The organism is Candidatus Zymogenus saltonus (assembly GCA_016929395.1).
Taxonomy (GTDB): Bacteria; Desulfobacterota; Zymogenia; order Zymogenales; family Zymogenaceae; genus Zymogenus; species Zymogenus saltonus.
Genome location: JAFGIX010000063.1, coordinates 15,093 through 34,776, shown reverse-complemented (window position 1 = coordinate 34,776; position 19,684 = coordinate 15,093). Strand labels below are relative to the sequence as shown.

The window sequence follows — 19,684 nt, the reverse complement described above, 5'->3', positions numbered from 1 at the left end:
AGCAGTTGATATTGTTAGATAATATTGGTCGGGGCGAGAGGATTTGAACCTCCGACCCCCTGCTCCCAAAGCAGGTGCGCTAACCAGACTGCGCTACGCCCCGATAAAGGGAAATTCTACTACCCCGAATTTGAAAAAGCAAGGATAATTATCTTTTCACAACGGTCTCTTTCGGGTATGAGTATATATCAAGTGGGGGAACGTCTTTGTCTATTTTTTAAATTTGCTCTGGGGACGTGTATCGGGCTTTAAGCTTCAGCGGTGATCTGTTCCTTTCTGCAGGGGGGGACTCGATTTTTTTGGACTTGATTTCCTTCTCGACTTCCTCCTTGGGGGTTTCAGAATACTTCTCAATGGATCGGTGTCGTTATCGGTCGGCGGGTATTGGGAATCCGTGAAATATCCAAATACACGGGCCGAGATACCAAGGAGATTGAAGGCCTTGTGAAAGTGATTTTTCTTTGTCAGATAGGGCGGTATGAAGCCCTTGTCCAAGTTGCGAAGCAGCTTCCAGTTGAGGTAAAGGAGGCTTTTCATAGTATCTATGTTGCCCTTCGAGATTTCGAGGCTCTTCAACGATTCGGAGAGATGTCTTTGAATCAACCTCGGGATATCGATTCCGCCCCCGTTGTTTTCTGAAACGGTCTTGTTGATATATGTTATTGTCGACGGTATCATCGGGACGGCAAGGAGAAACGCAACGGAGGGCTCAACCCCGGACTTAACGAGGTTATCAAGAAGGCCAAGTGCCGTTAAGACCATTTCTTCGGTAATGTCTGTTTTTTCGATCGATTCGCAGACATATGGAAATAAGACATTCAGAATTCCATACTCCCTAAAGAGCCTGAATGCCTCTCTGGAGTACCCGCTTCTCAGGTCTTTCAGTATCTCTTCCTGAATCCTGTGGGAGGAACAGAGGGCGATACTCTCGGACATCTTCCTGATGGCCCTTTCCGTCTCTTCAGCGATGGTAAAGCCGGTACGGGCGCTGTGGCGAATGGCGCGGGTAATCCTGACGGGATCTTCCGCAAATCGCTCCTCGGGGTCGCCTATTACCCTTACTATTCCCTCCTCGATATCCTTTATGCCTCCAACATGATCTATGACCGTAAAGTCCGCGATGTTGTAGAAAAGGCCGTTGATGGTCAGGTCCCTTCTGAAGGCGTCTTCTATGGGTGTGCCGAAGGTATTGTCCTTTGAGGTGGGGAGTCCATTCGACGATATTTCTTCTTCGCTCTTCTTTCTGAACGTAGTGACTTCGACTATATCGTTTCCCTTGAATCTCACATGGACGATCTTGAACCTTCTCCCTATAATAAGGCTGTTTGCAAAGAGACGCTTTATCTCCCTGGGGGTGGCATCGGTCCCGATATCGAAGTCCTTCGGCTTTCTTCCCATCAGGAGGTCCCTGACGCTTCCGCCGACGAGGTAGGCCTTATACCCGTGGTTGTGCAGCCGATACAGTACCTTAAGGGCGTTCTGATCGATGTTCTTTCTGGAAATGGGATGTTTATCCCTCGTGAGGATTACGGTCTCCCGATTCAGAGGGGTCGATTGTGCAGTTGTCGGCCTTGTTTCTTTTGACTTCGCAAAAGGAAGCCGCATCAATATTTTCTTTTTTAGCCAGCTCAAAAGCAGAATTGAAAGAGATCCATTAAGTGCAATAAAAACAAAAAGATACGCAACTTGTGTATATAATAAGCGATTTTTAGTAAAATTTCAAGACATTTATTGAATTTTATTTTTTAAAAGGGCGAAAAGGTGTAATTTTTGCTTTAAAAAATAGCACAAAATGCTGAATATTGATTTAAAGTTGCCTCTTTTTTTAACATCTACGGATGCCCGAAAAGATAATTATCTATTTGCTCGAAATGCCGTCGAATGTATTAATAAATACAATAAATGGCGATAAAGAAGTCCAATAAACGAGATACTTTTCTTGTTCAGACTTCCTTTACAATACCGCTTATACTCACGTCGTAGGGGGGGTAGAGGATTCCCCTTTCGGTGATTATGCCGCTAACGAGGTGATTGGGGGTGACGTCAAAGGCGGGGTTGAATACCTTGACCCCCTTTAAGGTCGAGGCCTTTCCCATAAACTCCCTCACCTCATCGGGGTCGCGCTCTTCGATGGGGATGTCCTCACCGCTCTTCGTATCTATGTCTATCGTGGAGATGGGGGCAGCCACAAAGAAGGGCACATCGTTCTCCAGGGCGACGACGGCCAGGGTATAGGTGCCGATTTTATTTGCCACATCGCCGTTTGCCGCGATCCTGTCTGCGCCCACGATCACCTTGTCTATCTTTTTCTCCCTCATGACGTAACCGCACATGTTGTCGGTGATTAGCGTTACATCTATGTTGTCGGCGGTCAGCTCCCAGACGGTAAGCCTGCTCCCCTGGAGGAGGGGCCTCGTCTCCGTTGCGATTACCTTTATATCTTTGCCCTCCTCGACCGCCCTTCTGACAACCGAGAGGGCCGTGCCGTATCCGGCCGTGGCCAGCGCGCCGGCGTTGCAGTGGGTCATAACGGTTTCTCCCGACGTCAAGAGGGAGGCGCCGTTTTGCCCCATCTTTCTGTTTATCTCAATATCCTCATGATATATTTTGAGGGCCTCCCTCTCGAGCTCCGCGGTTATCTCGTCCGGATTCTCCCCGGTCTTTTTTGCAGCCGCCATCATCCTATCTACCGCCCAGAAGAGGTTCTTGGCCGTCGGGCGGGAGGAGGCAAGGAGCTCTGCGACACCGGTCAGTTTTGCGGCAAAATCTTTATCGTCGGAGTAATTGATCTGCTTTGCGCCCAGGGCGATCCCCATCGCCGCCGCAACGCCTATGGCGGGAGCGCCCCGTATCCGAAGCTTTTTTATGGCCTCAAAAACATCGTTCGGATCTTTAAGGGTGATGTATCTCTCTTCCTGGGGGAGGAGGGTCTGGTCTAATATCTCCACGGCGCTGCCGAGCCATCTTATCGTCCGAAATGACATAGGGATTTGAAAGGCTATTCGAATCTGATAAATTTTATTGTGAACTCTTCCTTGTTTTGTTTCTCAAGCTCCCTCTTGAATTCTTCAAATATCTCGTCGGCGTTCTTTTTCATCAGGAACTTGGGACGAAGCAGGAACTCGGGATTCTGCAGGTTCCCCGTGATTTTAAACGGGATGGAGAGTCTCCCCGCCGTATCCCGGATCAAGGAGGGGATATACTCTGTTTTCAATTCCAATGCCATCGAATCGGTGAGGAAGATGTTCCCCTTGACATCTATTTCACCGTCCATATTTAAAGTTCCCCGGGCGAATGCGTCCCACTCCGGTGACTTAAGGATGATGGTTGAGGTCTTGAACTCGCCTTCGGAGAGGAGGAAGCTCCCGCCGATTATCGTGAAACGGGTGTCAAGATCCTCCGGCAGATCAGGTCTGGGTATGAGCCCCAGGGAGAGGAGCTCTGCGCGAATGCTGAAGGCCGGAATTATTCCGTCCTCGATCCTGAATATGCCCTCTCCCGAAAGGCTACACGACATCTCATCGATCGATTTTCCCTTGCCGGTAAACGTGCCCTCGAAGGTGGTTTTACCGAAAAAGGTTTCATCGCCCTTGCACACGATCCCGATGAGCTTGTTGGCCATCACGCCCGAGATCGAGCTGTTGACGACCAGCTCGGGAGTTTTGCCGGAGAGGTCGATGAAGCCCTTGGACCTCACTATGCCGCCGAAGAGCTTAAGGCCGATTTCGTCCACCTTGAAGACGTTATCTTTGATCGTGGCTGTCAGCTTTAGATCCTCGAAGGGGGAGTCGAAGAAGACCCCGAATGGTATATCGAGACTCAACCTGCCGGATAGAGGCAGCGTTGAAGATCGAAAAAGTGTGAAGATACTTGACCGCTCAAATCTCGTCTCGCCGCTTTTCGAGATAATATCGGAAATGTTTTCATTATCTTGAAGCCTAAGGTCGCTTAGGATAATATCGGCTTCCTTCAATTTTACAGCCTCATTGGTGACGTCATCGGCTCCTGTTCTATTAAAATTTATCGTGGTGTCCGTAAGGGCGACTCTCTCGATCTCGGCGCTTTTCTTTTTGAAGGGGGATTTTGGTGTCCCCGACAGGTCGGATGAAGTTAAGCTGTCATTGTGATGACTCTTATAAGTCCCGCTGCCGAGGGACGAGACGTTGTATTTTCCCGACTCATTTTCGATGATGGTCAAGTCCGCTCCGGCAAAGGTAATGCCGGTGACCACAAGCTCCCCTTTTATCAGCGGGAAAAACCTTATGGAGAGAACGACCTCTTCTGATTTCAGAAAAGGCTCCTTCGAGAAGGCGGGATCGTCATCGATGGACACATCCTTAAGGACGATTTTTGATCCATTAATCAGCTTGATGTCAATATCCCTTGCCGTTACATCCCGCGCAAATTCATATGAAAGCCACTCCTCAAGGCTGTCCCTGTAGACATTGACGTCCAGCATCTTGGGGACGAAAAAGGCGGTGAGAAAAAAAGATGACAGAACGAGTATAACGAAGATAACAAGATACAATAATACCTTTTTCCTTTTGGTACTCGGCTCTTTCTCAGCGTTTCTTTTGATTACCGTTTTATACATTAAACTTATTTCTTATCCAATTTTTTTGTCCCATCCACCCCCTCGCTCCATCCATCCCCTCGATCCCTCCAACTAAACGCTCCATCCATCCCCTTGTTTCATCCATCCCTTACTCCCCCCAATCCCATTGCCCCGATCTCCTGCTTTTCTCACCAAACCCCTTTTCCCATCCTCCCTCATCCATTATCTGATTTTACCCAATCCCTTCTCTCATCCCCCCCATCAATCGGCGACCCGCTGAAATCAGGGATCGTTAACGGCAATTTTCGTTCAAGCGGATGCGGGCTACTTTTTCAGCTGTACCTTCAGGATTTCGTTCACGATCTGGGGATTTGCCTTTCCTCCGGTCTCCTTCATAATTCTACCGACAAAGAATTTCAGAAGTTGTTCCTTTCCCGCCCTGTAATCGGCCGCCTCTTTCTGGTTTTCGGAGATGACCCTCTTTACGATCTCCTCTATCTCTCCGGTGTCGGTTATCTGCTCAAGGCTTTTTTCCTTTACGATTACGCCGGGGCCTTTCTTTGTGTTATACATATCGATGAAGACTTCCTTGGCTATTTTTCCGCTGATCGTATTGTCTTCGATAAGCCCGATCAGCTCGGAGAGGGCCTTTGGGGATACGGGGGAGTCTACTATATCGGTTTTGGTTTCCTTGAGCTCCCTCATCAGCTCCACCATGATCCAGTTGCTGGCGAGCTTCGCGTTTGCGCCGCCCTTTACTACGTCCTCGAAGTAGTCCGCCGTGGCCTGCTCCGCCGTGAGGACCGACGCGTCGTAGGCTGGGAGCTTGTAGTCGTCTATGAACCTCTTGACCTTATCGTCCGGAAGCTCGGGAAGACTCCCCTTGACCTCCTTTATCCAGTTCGCGTCTATTTTCATGAAAACGAGGTCGGGATCGGGGAAGTAGCGGTAGTCGTGGGCCTCCTCCTTACCCCGCATCGATTCCGTTATGTTTAAGGAGTCGTTCCAGAGGCGAGTCTCCTGAATTACGTGTCCCCCGTCTTGGAGGACCTCTATCTGTCTTCTAATCTCGTATTCGAGGGCTCGCTCGACGTTCCTGAAGGAGTTCATGTTTTTCAGCTCGGTCCTCGTTCCGAACTCCACCGCGTTTTTCGGCATGACGGAGATGTTTGCGTCGCACCGAAAGCTCCCCTCCTCCATATTGCCGTCGCAGACACCGATGTAGCGCAGGATGCTCCTCAGTTTCCTGAGGTACATCCCCGCCTCCTCCGGGGTGTTCAGGTCCGGCTCCGAGACGATCTCCAAGAGCGGAACCCCCGTGCGGTTGAGATCGACGTAAGATACGGGTGCCGTCTCGTCATGCAGGAGCTTTCCGGCGTCCTCCTCCATGTGGACACGGGTCAGGCCGATCCTCTTCAGGCTGCCGTTCGTCTCGATCTCGATATATCCCCCCTTGGACAGGGGGAACTCGAACTGGGATATCTGGTAGCCCTTCGGGAGGTCGGGATAGAAGTAGTTCTTCCTGGCGAACTGGCCGAAGGGGGCAATCTCGCTGTGGGTCGCAAGCGCCGCTCTTATGCCGAACTCCACCACGCTCCTGTTGAGGACCGGAAGGACGCCCGGCTGGGCGGTGCATACCGGACAGATATGGGTGTTCGGCTCGGCCCCGAACTCGGTGGAGCACCCGCAGAATATCTTTGAAGTGGTCAAGAGCTGAGCGTGCACTTCAAGACCGATTACCGCTTTGTAATTCATGGTTAAGATGTCGAGGAAAATGGAACAAAATTAGATTTGAATTATACCAGATAAATGAGATAAATGTTATCCTTTTTTCATTATTGCAAGTTAAATCTTTTTAATTAGAGATACAGAAAGACTTGTGATTTGAAATGAAATTACAATATCATGCAGATATAAAGGCCCCCCCTTTTTTGTTGACCGGATATTTATCGGCTCGTATAATGATTACATATAAATTGATTGCGGCCAATCAGCGCTTGGAGCCGGGCTTGGAGCATTTCTCGGGTGGTTTAACAAAGGAGTTAAGAGATATGAAATCGGATAGGTATAAAATCGGTTGGGAAAAACTTGCGGAGATCGACGGGGAGCAGGGAGGAAGGGTTGTCGAGGCCCTCAAGAATATTGCCCCGGATTTCGCCGACCTGTTGATAGAATTTCCCTTTGGGGACGTATACAGCCGTCCGGGATTGGATCTTAAGTCGAGAGAGATAGCCACCTTGGCGGCCCTGACCGCCTTGGGAACGGCGGCCCCCCAGCTTAGGGTCCATGTCCACGGGGCGTTGAACGTGGGGTGCACCCGAACGGAGATAATCGAGGTGATGATACAGATGGCCGTTTACGCGGGATTTCCGGCCGCATTGAACGGGCTTTTTATCGCAAAAGAGGTCTTCGATGAGCGGGGGGTGTAGGCTTGACAGCCCCTTATTACATTATTTCAACATCGTGCTTCCGGGCGGAAGCGTAAACAGGGAATCCTCAAGAGCGCATCCTTTTATTTTACTATACTCCTTGGTAAGGCGGTGGCCCTTTGCCTCAAGCTCGATCTTTATCGGGCAGTCCAGCTCCACGGCGCGATACACGGCCAGTTTGTCCAAAAGAGGCTCGTGAAACGTATAAAGATAGACGTCGCACAACATCTCGTTGACCGTTTCGGTCCCAATGTTTTCCTTCGATGCGATCTCGTCGAGATTTCTGATCAGCTCTATAAAGATGAAATCTTCGCTGAGGTAATTCCACAGCTCGGAGTAGAGCCCACTCCCCGGATAGATCGTCCATTGGGCGCCGAAATCGCCGCGATAGATGACCACCTCTTTTCCGGCCTCCGTTTTTAATTCGTACCGGACGTTTTTATCTTTCACGTACGCGGTTCCAGAAAGCGCCGTTCCGTCACCGGTTCACGGTGACATCGGCCGTGAATTCTGCGCACCTTCCCGATGATGTCAAGAAGAGGGTGACATCAAGGGCGAAGGCAATTATAGAGAAATTTTTTTAAGGCTCTTTTGCTCATGTCTTTATGCTCCATTTGAAAAAGGATGTACTAAGAATATATTACATATTAAAAACTCTTGAATGGTAAAAAAATCGGATTAGGTATGATTTCAATCGGGCATCGGACGATTCCGCCGAAAAGGACTTGACCGTTACAGGTCATGGCGTGAAGGGTATTTTTCTACAAATTCATCCGTTCTTCAAAAACATTTTTTGTGGCGATAAGCATTTCATGTTATAATTTCTTAAAAACTATTTAGGAGAGGCTGATGGATAAAAAAAGACTTTTCACACCTTTTTTGCCCGCATGGATTATCCTTGCCGCCCTGTGCCTCCCGTTGGACCTTACGGGAGGGGATGACGGCGGAGGTATTAAACAGGGCCTGAGCGGTCGAGACGGCACTCTTGACCTTATCAAGGGAGATGGATTAACGGTTGGTTTTTGCAGCGCCGCCGAAAACGGCGAATCCGAAGTCGCGACTTATGTAGGCTTCCTGTTTTCACGAATTGAGAGGGTGGGAACGAAATCTGAAGGACCAGAGTATTATCTCAGGACGGACGGGGGAGAGGAGATACACCTGTTTAAAAATGCCACATTGTGGAGGGAAGACCCGGTATTGCAGGGATATGTAAACAAAAGAGTCTCGATATCCGGGGATTTGTACGAAAAGGAGCTGTTCTACAAGGAAGTGAAACCGATAATCGAATAGCCCGTGATGCCTTAAGAATGGTATTAGTAAAAGCGGTTAAAAACGCCGCCCCTCCCGAACAGATTCAATTTCTGTGCCGCAACGCAATTATTTCTTTTTTGTTGGTATTGGATTATAAAACGGCCCAGATGTTATAAAATCTATTTTTTTTGAGATCGATCATGCTGTCAAAACAGGATAGATTGCTGAACCTTGGATTATTCAAGATTCTAAGCCGATCTATCGAATCGAGCCGGTCCATTTGTTTTTTAATATCCAAATATCTCTGTAGATCGGCAATGTTACTAATTCAGGCTTCTTGAGGATCGTAAAGATAAATGCTGGTTGCTATTATAGCACGAAGCACATTGTATGGAGGCTCTGATGTCGAAAGCCAAAAGCAAAGTCGCACTTCTTGTAATTGATATGCAAAAAGAATATTTCGAGGAGGGGGCACCCCTCAAGGTCCCGAAGGGGGGAGAGGTCCTTGAAAATATCAAAAGGTTGGTGGATGCGGCGCGGGTGAAAAAGATCCCGTTGATGCACATTAGGCACATCGGTAAAGATCCCGATGCCTTTGTATTCGGGGCAGGCTCGCCCCTCGTAAAATTTGCGGACGAACTTAAGCCGAAGGCCGGAGAGCCGGCAATCACAAAAACAAGGCCCGGCTCTTTCTATATGACAGAGCTCGATGATATTCTTTTAAGGGAGGGTGTGGAAACCGTAGTCATCACCGGGCTGATGTCATTTATGTGCTGCGATACCACGGCAAGGGAGGCACACGCCAGGGGCTACAGCGTCCTTTTCGTAAGGGATGCGACGGCGGCGATAGACATCGGCGGTCTTTCAGCCGATACTATCCATGAGGTTGTCCTTGCCGTTCAGGGATTCAATTTCTCCCGTGTGGTTACTACCGATGAGGCGATCGCGGAGCTGTCATCGTAGAACACATAATAGATCGGTATCGGAGATTTAAAGGACCGGTCTATAGGTTTTTTGGGGAAAGGGGCGCGGGAGAGCTTTTTACTCCACGGGGAACCGGCTTTTATAAGGGGGCCGATTCAATATCGTCTTGACGCTTCTTTCTCCAAAAAGATTATTTTATGAGATCGCACCGAATAGAAAAATCCTTTAATGTTCGGGCGGGCCTCAAGGAGATTACTTAAGTCGGGTTGACGAGGCGGTTATAAATAAGAAAGAAGAGAGGCGTCGGAGTTCAGTTTCTATTCCACAGCAAATCTACCCCTAAAGTTTTCAAGTCGAGCGGGTTTAACACGATCGAACAAACCAGAAATTTATAGGCTTTTAGAATGCATCACAGCTTCGGTTTCGGCGTATCTGCCGTCCGGTTCTTCTCGAAGTAGTAGGCCGCCCGAAGGATGGCCCCCTCGTTCAGCGGCTTTGACAGGAGCTGAAGCCCGATGGGGAGGCCCGCCGTGCTTACACCCGCGGGGACGCATATCCCCGGAATTCCGGTGAGGTTTGCCGTTACGGTGTATATATCCACCAAGTACATGGACAGGGGGTCTTCGATCTTGTCCCCGATCTTGTAGGCCGGGGCGGGGGCGGCGGGGCCAGCGATGACGTCCACCTTTTTGAAGGCCTCGTCGTAGTCGTTTCTGATCAGCCTCCTTACCTGGAGGGCCTTTCTATAGTAAGCGTCGTAGTAACCGGAGGAGAGGGCGTATGTCCCCAGCATTATTCTCCTCTTGACCTCCCAGCCGAAGCCGGACGACCTCGACCTCCTGAACATATCGATCATCCCGTCATCCGGCGAAGACTCCCGGTGGCCGTACCTGACTCCGTCGTATCTGGCTAGGTTCGAGCTCGCCTCGGACGGCGCGATAATGTAGTAGGAGGCCAGGGCGTACTCGGTATGGGGGAGGCTCATCTCGACTACTTCGGCGCCCCCCTTCTCCAATACGCCAACCCCCTCCATGATCCTCTTTTCCACCTCGGAATCCAGTCCCTCCCCGAAGTACTCCTTGGGGAGCCCGACCTTGAGGCCCTTGACCTCCCCGGTCAGGAACTCCGTATAATTGGGGACTTCGATGTCAAGGGAGGTGGAGTCTCTCGGGTCGTGCCCGGAGATAGCGGTAAGGAGGATAGCCGTGTCCCTGACGTCCTTGGTCAGGGGACCGATCTGGTCGAGGGAGGAGGCGTAGGCCACAAGGCCGTAGCGGCTTACCCTACCGTATGTGGGCTTCAGCCCCACGATCCCGGTGTAGGAGGCGGGCTGTCTTATCGACCCCCCTGTATCGGAGCCCAGGGCGGTTATGCAGAGGTCTGCCGCCACCGCGGCGGCGCTTCCGCCGCTGGAGCCCCCCGGGACGTATTCCAGGTTGTGAGGATTTTTCGTTATGCCGAAAAAGGACGACTCTGTGGAGGAGCCCATGGCGAACTCGTCCATGTTCGTCTTGCCAATGATTATCGCCCCCAGGGAGTCGAGCCTCTCTATTACGGTTGCGTTGTATGGAGGTGTGTAGTTCTCGAGGATCTTCGACCCGCAGGTGGTGGGGATCCCCTTGGTGCAGATGAGATCTTTTACGGCGATAGGGATGCCGGTGAGCGGCGTTATGTCCCCCGACTTGATCCTCTTATCCGCTTCGACGGCCCTCTTAAGGGCCAGGTCCCCCGTGACCCTGATGTAGGCGTTCAGCTTCTTGTCCAACTCCTCTATCCTTGCGAGGACGCTCTTTACCACGTCCTCGGCGTTTGCCTTACCGCTCTTGTAGAGGTCGGTGGTCTCGCTTATTGTCAGGGGGAAATAATCCATCCTTTATACCTTAGTCAGATTTTTTTCAAACAACTCGAATGGCCCACACCCCCTGCCCACGATTTGAAGGGGGGTGGGGGGGTGGGCCGATTAGTTTAGAATTATATATATATTGATCCGTCCTAAATGTGATGTTTTCAGCCCCTCCCGCGCAACGGTGAAAGCTTGCTTACTCGATCACCTTTGGAACCCGGAAGAACGCCCCCTTCGAGTCGGGGGCGTTCTTCAGTATATCTTTTGTGTCTGTAAAAGGCTTCAGGGCGTCCTGTCTCATCACGTTCTCGTTCGGTATGGCGTGGGTCATCGGCTCGACGCCCGACGTGTCAAGCTCTCCCAGCTTTTCCATGTACACCAGGATGTCGTTTAAGGTCCTGGTCATCTCTTTCGCCTCGTCATCGGTCATGATGAGCCTCGAGAGCTTGGCCACGTACTGGACCTCGTCCGTGGTTATCTTTTCATTTTTGTCCGCCATATCCTAAACCTTATCCGTGGTTATCTTCTCCCTCTTGTCCGCCATACCCCTAAACCTCCATCTGCTCCATCATCTCGGCCGTGGTCATCTCCTTCGCCTCGCCCTTTTTGACGAATATCATCATGATGAGGGCCGCCAAGAAGAAGAATGGGACGACATAAAACATCGACTGGAAGTCTCCCGTCCTGTCTTTTACTATCCCTATAATGGGTGGAGAGACGGTCTGCGCAAGCATGGAGAAAAAGTAGTAGAGGCCGGTGTACAGACCTAACATCTCCTCTGTTGAAATGTCCCAGATCATCGCTATGGAGTTGATATTTATGGCCGCCCACGAGATACCGCCAAGAAACATTATGATATACACGAAAGTAACATTCGTTGTAAAAGCCAGGGCCCCGATGAAGACGGTCATCCCGACAAGTCCCCCGATGATGGTCTTTTTCCTCCCGAACTTTGTGGCGAAGTATCCGCTGGGAATGGAAAAGATAATGAAGGATACAATGAAAACCGAGAGAATCTGTGTGGTTGTTCCGGTTGACAGTCCGAGGGTGTGCTTGCCGTAGAGGGTAAAGAAGGTCTCGACACCGTTGTAGCCGAAAAACCAGAAGAAGATGGCGAGGAAGATAAAGATCGCGCTTTTCTCGACCATCCTGAACAGGAAAAAGAATACTATACAGGTAAAGACAACAAGGGAAACAAGGACATATCCTTGATATGCCGAATCAAAGAACCTTGTAAAGAGACTACTCATCAATCCTAATGAGTTAAATACGAAGAAGGTGATAAGCCCGCAGGCAATGGCGATAGAGGAAATTCTAACCAATTTCCATGAAAAGTCTTCCCCTTCTTCTTTTGGAATTTCTTTAGGCTCCTTGACCGTGAAATAGAGGAGAATTACGGCGATAACCAGAATCACCGCGGCGCCGGAAAAGGGGATATTGTGATTGACGTCAAACAGACGGCCCCCGATTAGGGTGGCAATGATCGCCCCGACACCGCCCATGAAGTTGATAATCCCGTTCGCCTTGCTCCTCAGGGGCGATGGGATGACGTCCGGCATAAGCGCTATGACGGGAGAGCGGTAAAGCGCCATGAAGAGGTTCATCATGACGATGGTCATTATCAGTATCCAGAAAATCTCTGCAACCGGGATATAGACAAAGAACACGGCGGCAATAGGCGCGCCGATAAGTATATAGGGCATACGCCTCCCTATTCTTGTTTTCGTCTTGTCGCTGACCGCGCCTATAATAGGCTGGACGGTGACGGCAAGGATGTTGTCAAATGTCATGAAAAGCCCTATGATTGTCGCCGATGCGATGTATTTCTCAAGTATTAAGGGTACAAGCGTGTTGTAAACCATCCAGATTATGGATACTCCGAAAAATCCGAACCCGATTAGAAAGGTCTTTTTAAAATCAAGTTTCATGGTTAAATTCCTCTTTTATTATACAATTTCAATTTAGTTATCACAGTTTTGTTGATATTGTCAACTAAAAAGGGAACCGTGCTTCAGGCTTTGGGCTTTCCTTGACAAAGGGTCCTTATCGTGTTAAAAGTCTCAATCGTACCCAAGTGTTTTTAATGCCTTCGTAACGTAAATCCGAAACGTTAATCTGATTTATGCAAAGGAGATCAATATGAGTCCTTTGATGCCCTCCGCTGACGATACAGGCCTTGTCGTCGTAGACTTTCAGACGGCCCTCCTCTCGGCGATGAAGGAGAAGATTGCGGACAAAATCACCAAAAACGGCGTAATCCTCATAAAGGGGGCGAAGATCCTGGGGCTTCCCATCGTGGTTACGGAGCAGTACCCCAGGGGGCTGGGCGAGACGATCCCCCCAATAATCGAGGCGCTGGGGGATTCTTACAGGCCGTTTGAGAAACTCTCGTTTTCCATCATGGGAGAGGAGGAGATAAGAAAAGCGGTTATCGGCCTTAAGGTCAAAAATATCGTGCTCTGCGGGATGGAGACCCACGTCTGCGTCCTGCAGAGCGGACTGGACCTCGTTGACTTCGGGATTGTCCCCTATGTCGCCGCAGATGCGGTGTCGTCGAGGAAAAAGCTCGACTGGGAGATCGCGATGGACCTCGCCAGGAGGGGCGGCGGGGAGGTGACGTCGACGGAGACGGTACTCTTCAAGCTTCTGAAGGCGGCCGGCGGAAGCGAGTTCAAGGAGATATCCAAGCTGCTGAAGTAGTCAGGGATACTTAGAGGGGAAAAAACGGGCGAGGCGGAAAGTGTGCCTCAAGCGGCCGAGGGTGGTCCGGGAGGCCGAGCTATTCGGGGATTTTAAGAGCAAAGGTGGGAGATCGCTTTTAGTGTCAACAATATATAGCTTGACTTTATACATCCCCTGTGTGAAAATCTACCGATTATAACCATGAGGCTTTGAGGCGTAATTTCCCGCGAGAGGCCTTATTTAAAAACAGGTTAATATTAATATGTCCACATCCGAAGACAAGACAAAAAAGCTCTTGAAGCTTATGGATGACGATGTCCGTGAGCTGGTGGCGGAGATGAAAATTTATCATCCCGCGGACATTGCGGAGTTCATGCAGTTTCTCCTCCCCGATGAGAAGAAGTTCGTCTTCTCTCTCCTCGATACGGCGACCGCCGCGGATGTGATTGTCGAGCTCGATGAGGACACGAAACAGCTCATCCTTCAGGAAACCCAGAGCAAAAGGATCACGGAGATTGTCGATGATCTCGAGTCGGACGACGCAGCGGACATCATAGACGATCTGCCGGACGAAATCGCCCAGGAGGTCCTCGAGAAGATAAGCGAGGAGGACGCCGAGGAAATCCAGCGTTTGATGCGCTACGACGAGGAATCCGCGGGCGGTATCATGCAGACGGAGGTCGTAAGCGTAAAGGATAACGCCAACGTCTCCAGGGCCATCAAAGAGATCCGCTCCATGTCTAAGGAGATGGAAGATATTCACAACGTCTATGTCGTCGATGCCGACGGCAGATTGGTGGGGGTGCTCCCCTTGAGGAAGCTGATACTCGCATCGCCTAAAAGCAAGGTCTTTAACGTAATGGATAAAGACCCAATAAGCGTCACAGTCGATCTGGATCAAGAGGAGGTGGCCAGAAAGTTCAAGAAGTACGACCTCGTAACCATGCCGGTTTTGGACAAACATAAGAGGCTTATCGGCCGCATAACGATCGACGACATCGTAGACATTATCGAGGAAGAGGCCACCGAGGACATCATAAAGCTGACCGGTGCCGTGGATGAGTACGCTTGGTCGTCGTCGGTATTCAAAAACGCCGGCACGAGGCTCCCCTGGCTCTTCGCCAGCTGGGTGGGGGGAATTATCGCATCCATGGTCATCGGCATTTTTAAGGAAACCCTCTCCGAGGCGGTCGTGCTGGCGGCGTTTATGCCGGTCATCGCCGGGATGGGGGGAAACGTGGCCTCCCAATCCTCCACGATCGTGGTTAGGGGACTCGCAATCGGGAGCATCGACGTAAAGAGGCTCTGGCAGGTCGTCTCGAGGGAGGTCAGGGTCGGGATAATACTGGGCGTCACCTACGGGGTGCTCCTGGGGGTCTTCGCCCGCTTTTTCTATTTGAAGGTCATCAGGCTCTGGATGGTGGTGGGGCTTGGTATCTTCGCCTCGATGACCATTGCCGCCACGATGGGTACGTTGATGCCCATCATCCTCGCCAAGCTCAAGATCGACCCGGCCGTGGCCTCCGGGCCTTTTGTCAGCACCACCACGGACATCATCAGCATACTAATGTATTTCACCCTCGCCACCGTAATTATCCTGTAGCCGTCTTAACATGGCAACGAGAAGAATCATCACCCCCGCCATACTCCTTAGGACGAGGGATATGGGGGAGTCGGACCTCTTGGTGGAGCTCTTCACGAGGAGGTCAGGTATTGTCGTCGGGGTTGCCAAGGGGGCGAAGAAGAGCAGGAAGCGCTTTGTCAACACCTTCGATACGGCGAACCTGATCACGGCGAAATTCTATCGGCCCAAGGGGAGGGAGCTTTTTATCATCGAGGACGCCTCCCTCATAGACTCGTTTCCCCACCTGTCGATCTCCATCTCCCTCCTGGCCTATTGTGAGTTTACGCTGGAGCTCCTGAGGGAGTTCGCGCCGGAGGGCGTGCCCCATCCCGAACTGTTCGACGGGGTTTCCTCGTTTCTCTCCGCCGTCAATGAAATAGGGGCGAAAAATGAGCGATGGAACGGATCATCGATCCCGTCGGCGGAAGGTCTATTCTGGTCATACACGCTGAAGTTTTTGGAGGGTCTGGGAATATCCCCCCTCCTCAAACAATGCGTCCGGTGCGGAAAGGGGTTTAGGGATTATGCTTCGGAAAACGGCGCCGACCTTTTTATCCCGTCGGCCGGGGGGATGGTGTGCGCAAGGTGCCTCCTCACAAGGGAGGGGGGCGTTCCCTTCTCCAGAGGGACGATTATGGCCCTCGCCAAGGCGGTTGAGGTTCCGATAGAGGGAGTTGGAAGGCCTTCGGCGCTCAAGTTTACGTTTAGCTCCCTAAAGGAGATCAGGAAGGGGCTCTTGGCCTTTATCCGTTATCAGGCAGGACGATCCCTGAAATCGGCCGACTTCATAGAGCGGTATATCAGGGACGATTGACGGGAGGGGAGATCGAAGTGAGACTGCTGATGATATTTTCACAAATCCAACAATATGGCGCTTGACATCTTTGTAAAAAGAGCTAAATTATAAGTTAGGAGAAGAAGCAAAGGAGGCTAAAAAGTATGCTTTATTTTGATCCTATCTACTTCATTATGGTGGGACCCGCACTGCTCCTTTCCGTCTACGCGTCCTTAAAGGTGAAGAGAGCGTTCGGGAAGTATTCCAAGGTCGCCACGGCTTCAGGGCTTACCGGGGCGCAGGCGGCCGCCAATATGTTGAGGAGAGAGGGCCTCAACGATGTTGAAATAGAGGAGACCAAGGGTTTCTTAAGCGATCACTACGACCCGAGGACAAAGACCTTGAGGCTATCTCCCGATGTCTACTCCGGGCGCTCCGTGGCCTCCGTGGGTGTTGCCGCTCACGAGGCGGGACACGCCCTGCAGGACGCCCACGGCTACACCCCCCTCAAGTTCAGGTCGGCGATAGTCCCGATGGCGAGCATCGGCTCGAAGTTAGCGTGGCCGCTATTGATCATCGGCGGGATCATCATGTATGCGGGGTCCGTGTTCGGACTCGTCATGGTAAAGGTGGGGATTATCCTGTTTTCCCTCGCCGTCGCCTTTCAGCTGATTACCCTGCCGGTGGAGTTCAACGCCAGCAGGAGGGCGCTTGCGGCCCTGTCGTCTTCCGGGATGTTGATGGAGGAGGAGGTGTCCGGCGCGAGGAAGGTCTTGAGCGCCGCCGCCCTGACCTATGTGGCCGCCGCCGCCGCGGCTGTGCTGCAGCTTCTATACTTCCTTCTGAGGTTCGGCCTACTGGGCGGAAGGGATTAGAGGTTTCCCAATTTCATTCAGGGGCGGGGCAGGCGGTTGCCGGTCAGCTGGGGGGAAGGGGGGATTTCATATACTTTCAGGTGTAGTCGCTTGATCGGCCTCCATTTGCCGCAGGGATCGGCGTGAGGGACGAAAGAGGTGAGGCGGCTCATCCAAAAAATATGATTATTGACATCGAGATAAAAAGCGACATAAAAAGATTTACAAAGGCCCAAAAATAAGATAGGATAATCTCCTCCATATCTCGAGGATATCCCATGTCTCGAAAAAAGCGTCCAAGAGGAGTAAGCAAAAGCCAGCTCAAAGTCTCCGGGCAGTTTATGATGACCCTGGGGACATTTCTCGCCGTCGTCGCCTCCTTCCTTTTGGTCGTGCTTATCGTTGGGGCCAGCGCCAGGCTGATCTTCATGATACTCCTCTTCTTCCTCTTCTTCATCCTGTTTTTCATCCCCATCTCAATCGCCATAAGGCCGATGATCGACCGAGATGTGATACACAAGTACCTCAACAAGATCGAAGGGCAGGTCAAGAGGTGGGAGTTTCAGGAGAAAGACCTTTACGACCTGAAGATGTTGAGACAGCACCTTCAGGGAAAGGATAACAAGGGCTACATCGAGCTTTTTCAGCGGGTGGTTTTCGTCCTCTCCGAGATGGAGAAGATAGAGCGGGCCAGGGCCGATTTCTACTGGGATGAGCCCCCGGAAGGGCCGCTGCACTGAGGCTTGTGTGGGGGGGGGTAGAGTTTATTTCTTGTTGTCCGATTTTTTGTCGATAAAATGTAGTCGGCCCGGCACTGCGGCACTGATTTTTTCAACTGCCTCACCTTTGACATCCTCACGTTTTTCTGCTATCATTCTCTCCACAATAAATATCCAACTCAAAGCTAACTTAAAGCCAAATTAAAGGTATCCCTATGAATCACGGACGGAACTTCAACGAGATATCCGAAAGAATATTCGCCCTGCTCAAAAAGAAGGGCGTAGCCGAATCCGAGGTCTACTATCGCGCCTCGAAACTCCTCACCATATCCTCCGAGGGGGGGGAGGTGGAGGACTTCAGGTTCTCGGAGCCGTACGGCGTAAGCCTTCGGGTCATCGTCAACGGCGGGATGGGATTTTCGTTCTCCACCCACCCGGACAACGGCGCCTTGGCCGATATGGTCGACGACGCCATATCGAGCGCGAAGAACTCGACCCCGGACGAGCATTACGCGCTGTCGGCCCCCTCTCCCGTCCCGGATGCGGGGCTCATATTCGACGACTCAATAGAGGGGGTCCCGATAGAGGAGAAGGTCGAGCGGGCGAGGGAGGTAGAGGCAGGGGCGCTCTCCGTCGACAAGAGGGTCAAGAGGGTGAGGAGCGCCCAGTACTCCGAGGCGCTTTCCCGTGTGTTTTTGAGAAACTCCAACGGCGTCGACGTGGGCTACAAAAAGAGCTACGTCACCGCCCAGCTAATGGCGGTGGCGCAGGAGAATGGCGACCAGGAGATGGGGTGGGATGTCGATTCCTCCATTAAATACGCGGATTTGGCCCCCCGGGAAGTCGGGAGAGGGGCCGGGATTAAGGCGGTCTCGATGCTCGGGGCAAAGAGGGCGCCCACCGGAAGGTTCACGGCCCTCCTGACGAGGGAGGTCGTTTCCGACCTCTTAGATGTGCTGGCGCCGTCGTTTCTGGGGGAAAACGTCCTGAAGGGGAAGTCCATTTTTAAGGGAAAGGGCGGTAAAAAGATAATCTCTTCTGAGCTGACGATTGTCGACGACGGCCTCCTCCCGGGGGGGATCGGGACCTTTCCCGTGGACGGGGAGGGCGTGCCGCAGAGAAGAAACTCGCTTGTTGCCAAAGGTGTGGTCGAGGGATTTCTCTACGATCTCCTGAATGCGGGGAGGGCCGGGGTGGATCCGACCGGGTCTTCCGTTCGGGGCGGGGTGACGGCGCCCCCCTCTTCCGGCGTAAATAATTTCTATATCGTCCCGGGGGTGGAAGATGCGGACTCACTCCTTAAAAGGGCGGGGCGGGGTATAATCATCTCCGAGCTGATGGGTGTGCACACGGCGAATCCCGTGACAGGGGAGTTCTCCGTGGGGGCCTCCGGCTTCATATTCGAGGACGGCAGGCGCTCCCAACCCTTCAAGGAGGCGGCGGTATCCGGTGACCTTATGGGCCTCTTCTCAAAGATTGCGGCGGTGGGATCCGACCTAAAGTTCTTTGGAAACATCGGGGCGCCGTCTCTGTTGATCTCCGAGGTGGAGCTGAGCGGCGAATAGCTCGATGAATTTGAAGCAATAAACGGTGTGAATTCAACTCACGAAGGAAACTTTCAGTCGTAAAGGGGGTAAGGTGATCTGGGAAGGACTGTCTTGACGACCAGGTTAAAGGGGCGTTTATGAGAGCCTGCAAACTACCGCCCAGGAACAAAGATAACGGATTTTAAGCACTTCTTGAATAAATAAGGTAACGGAGGCTGCCGAAGGAGTCGGGATTTATAAATCCCCCTTTAAAAGACAGTGATAACATTAGCGGTTGAGGGTATCGTCCGAGAAAGGCCCAAAAGGTGGCGATAGGAAAAAACAATAAACAAGAGCTCGCATTTACATCGACATTTCCATCCCCATCGACATCCCATCCCTATCGACATCCGGTCCCCGGTGTAGTACATGATACGTAAAGACTTCCATCAAGGGGCAGCGTCATTCAATCGAGGGGCAGTGTTGGGAAACAATAGAGTTC

17 protein-coding genes and 1 tRNA gene are annotated in these 19,684 nt (G+C 51.5%); 9 read left to right on the top strand and 9 right to left on the bottom strand.

Going from position 1 to position 19,684, the window contains the following annotated elements; genetic code table 11:
- Nucleotides 1–25: 25 nt before the first annotated feature.
- The 5 genes from JW984_12690 to gatB form a co-directional block, all read right to left on the bottom strand.
- A tRNA-Pro gene (locus JW984_12690) sits at nt 26–103 on the bottom strand.
- Between the two features lie 152 nt (nt 104–255).
- A complete protein-coding gene (gene pcnB, locus JW984_12685; protein MBN1574045.1) occupies nt 256–1,605 on the bottom strand; it encodes a polynucleotide adenylyltransferase PcnB in 1,350 nt (449 codons plus the stop codon).
- 338 nt (nt 1,606–1,943) lie between these two features.
- Complete coding sequence (mtnA, locus tag JW984_12680; GenBank protein MBN1574044.1) at nt 1,944–2,984, bottom strand: S-methyl-5-thioribose-1-phosphate isomerase; 1,041 nt, start codon at nt 2,982–2,984, stop codon at nt 1,944–1,946.
- 14 nt (nt 2,985–2,998) lie between these two features.
- On the bottom strand, nt 2,999–4,528 hold the full coding sequence (locus JW984_12675) for a hypothetical protein (protein ID MBN1574043.1): 1,530 nt from the start codon (nt 4,526–4,528) through the stop codon (nt 2,999–3,001).
- Nucleotides 4,529–4,879: 351 nt separating this feature from the next.
- Nucleotides 4,880–6,310: an Asp-tRNA(Asn)/Glu-tRNA(Gln) amidotransferase subunit GatB gene (gene gatB, locus JW984_12670; GenBank protein ID MBN1574042.1), complete on the bottom strand. Its 1,431-nt coding sequence runs from the start codon at nt 6,308–6,310 to the stop codon at nt 4,880–4,882.
- Between the two features lie 296 nt (nt 6,311–6,606).
- Between gatB and JW984_12665 the strand changes: the two genes are divergently transcribed.
- Nucleotides 6,607–6,984 carry a carboxymuconolactone decarboxylase family protein gene (locus JW984_12665; protein MBN1574041.1) on the top strand — a complete coding sequence of 126 codons (378 nt, stop codon included), beginning with the start codon at nt 6,607–6,609 and terminating at the stop codon, nt 6,982–6,984.
- Between the two features lie 21 nt (nt 6,985–7,005).
- On the opposite strand, the gene JW984_12660 is transcribed toward JW984_12665, so the two are convergent.
- On the bottom strand, nt 7,006–7,434 hold the full coding sequence (locus tag JW984_12660) for a hypothetical protein (GenBank protein MBN1574040.1): 429 nt from the start codon (nt 7,432–7,434) through the stop codon (nt 7,006–7,008).
- A gap of 399 nt (nt 7,435–7,833) precedes the next feature.
- Here JW984_12660 and JW984_12655 point away from each other — a divergent pair, with 399 nt between their 5' ends.
- Nucleotides 7,834–8,274, top strand: coding sequence for a hypothetical protein (locus tag JW984_12655; protein ID MBN1574039.1), 441 nt, complete (start codon nt 7,834–7,836; stop codon nt 8,272–8,274).
- A 363-nt stretch (nt 8,275–8,637) separates the two neighbouring features.
- Nucleotides 8,638–9,198 carry a cysteine hydrolase gene (locus tag JW984_12650; GenBank protein ID MBN1574038.1) on the top strand — a complete coding sequence of 187 codons (561 nt, stop codon included), beginning with the start codon at nt 8,638–8,640 and terminating at the stop codon, nt 9,196–9,198.
- 370 nt (nt 9,199–9,568) lie between these two features.
- Here JW984_12650 and gatA read toward each other — a convergent pair whose 3' ends face one another.
- The 3 genes from gatA to JW984_12635 all read right to left on the bottom strand — a co-directional run bounded on the left by gatA (nt 9,569) and on the right by JW984_12635 (nt 12,930).
- Nucleotides 9,569–11,029: an Asp-tRNA(Asn)/Glu-tRNA(Gln) amidotransferase subunit GatA gene (gatA, locus tag JW984_12645; protein ID MBN1574037.1), complete on the bottom strand. Its 1,461-nt coding sequence runs from the start codon at nt 11,027–11,029 to the stop codon at nt 9,569–9,571.
- Between the two features lie 169 nt (nt 11,030–11,198).
- Nucleotides 11,199–11,501, bottom strand: coding sequence for an Asp-tRNA(Asn)/Glu-tRNA(Gln) amidotransferase subunit GatC (gatC, locus tag JW984_12640; GenBank protein ID MBN1574036.1), 303 nt, complete (start codon nt 11,499–11,501; stop codon nt 11,199–11,201).
- Nucleotides 11,502–11,550: 49 nt separating this feature from the next.
- The gene (locus JW984_12635) at nt 11,551–12,930 is read right to left on the bottom strand and encodes an MFS transporter (GenBank protein MBN1574035.1); all 1,380 of its coding nucleotides are present in this window, start codon (nt 12,928–12,930) and stop codon (nt 11,551–11,553) included.
- Between the two features lie 211 nt (nt 12,931–13,141).
- Between JW984_12635 and JW984_12630 the strand changes: the two genes are divergently transcribed.
- The 6 genes from JW984_12630 (at nt 13,142) to JW984_12605 (ending at nt 19,221) form a co-directional block, all read left to right on the top strand.
- Nucleotides 13,142–13,702, top strand: a complete 561-nt coding sequence (locus tag JW984_12630; GenBank protein ID MBN1574034.1) for an isochorismatase family protein — start codon at nt 13,142–13,144, stop codon at nt 13,700–13,702.
- Between the two features lie 244 nt (nt 13,703–13,946).
- Entirely contained in the window at nt 13,947–15,287 is a 1,341-nt protein-coding gene (gene mgtE, locus JW984_12625) for a magnesium transporter (protein MBN1574033.1), read from the top strand.
- Nucleotides 15,288–15,297: 10 nt separating this feature from the next.
- Nucleotides 15,298–16,122 (top strand): DNA repair protein RecO, encoded by an 825-nt coding sequence (gene recO / locus JW984_12620; protein ID MBN1574032.1) that lies wholly within the window; start codon nt 15,298–15,300, stop codon nt 16,120–16,122.
- A 125-nt stretch (nt 16,123–16,247) separates the two neighbouring features.
- The gene (locus tag JW984_12615) at nt 16,248–16,958 is read left to right on the top strand and encodes a zinc metallopeptidase (protein MBN1574031.1); all 711 of its coding nucleotides are present in this window, start codon (nt 16,248–16,250) and stop codon (nt 16,956–16,958) included.
- A 257-nt stretch (nt 16,959–17,215) separates the two neighbouring features.
- Nucleotides 17,216–17,677, top strand: a complete 462-nt coding sequence (locus JW984_12610; protein MBN1574030.1) for a hypothetical protein — start codon at nt 17,216–17,218, stop codon at nt 17,675–17,677.
- Nucleotides 17,678–17,871: 194 nt separating this feature from the next.
- Nucleotides 17,872–19,221, top strand: a complete 1,350-nt coding sequence (locus JW984_12605) for a TldD/PmbA family protein (protein ID MBN1574029.1) — start codon at nt 17,872–17,874, stop codon at nt 19,219–19,221.
- The last annotated feature ends 463 nt before the right edge of the window (nt 19,222–19,684 follow it).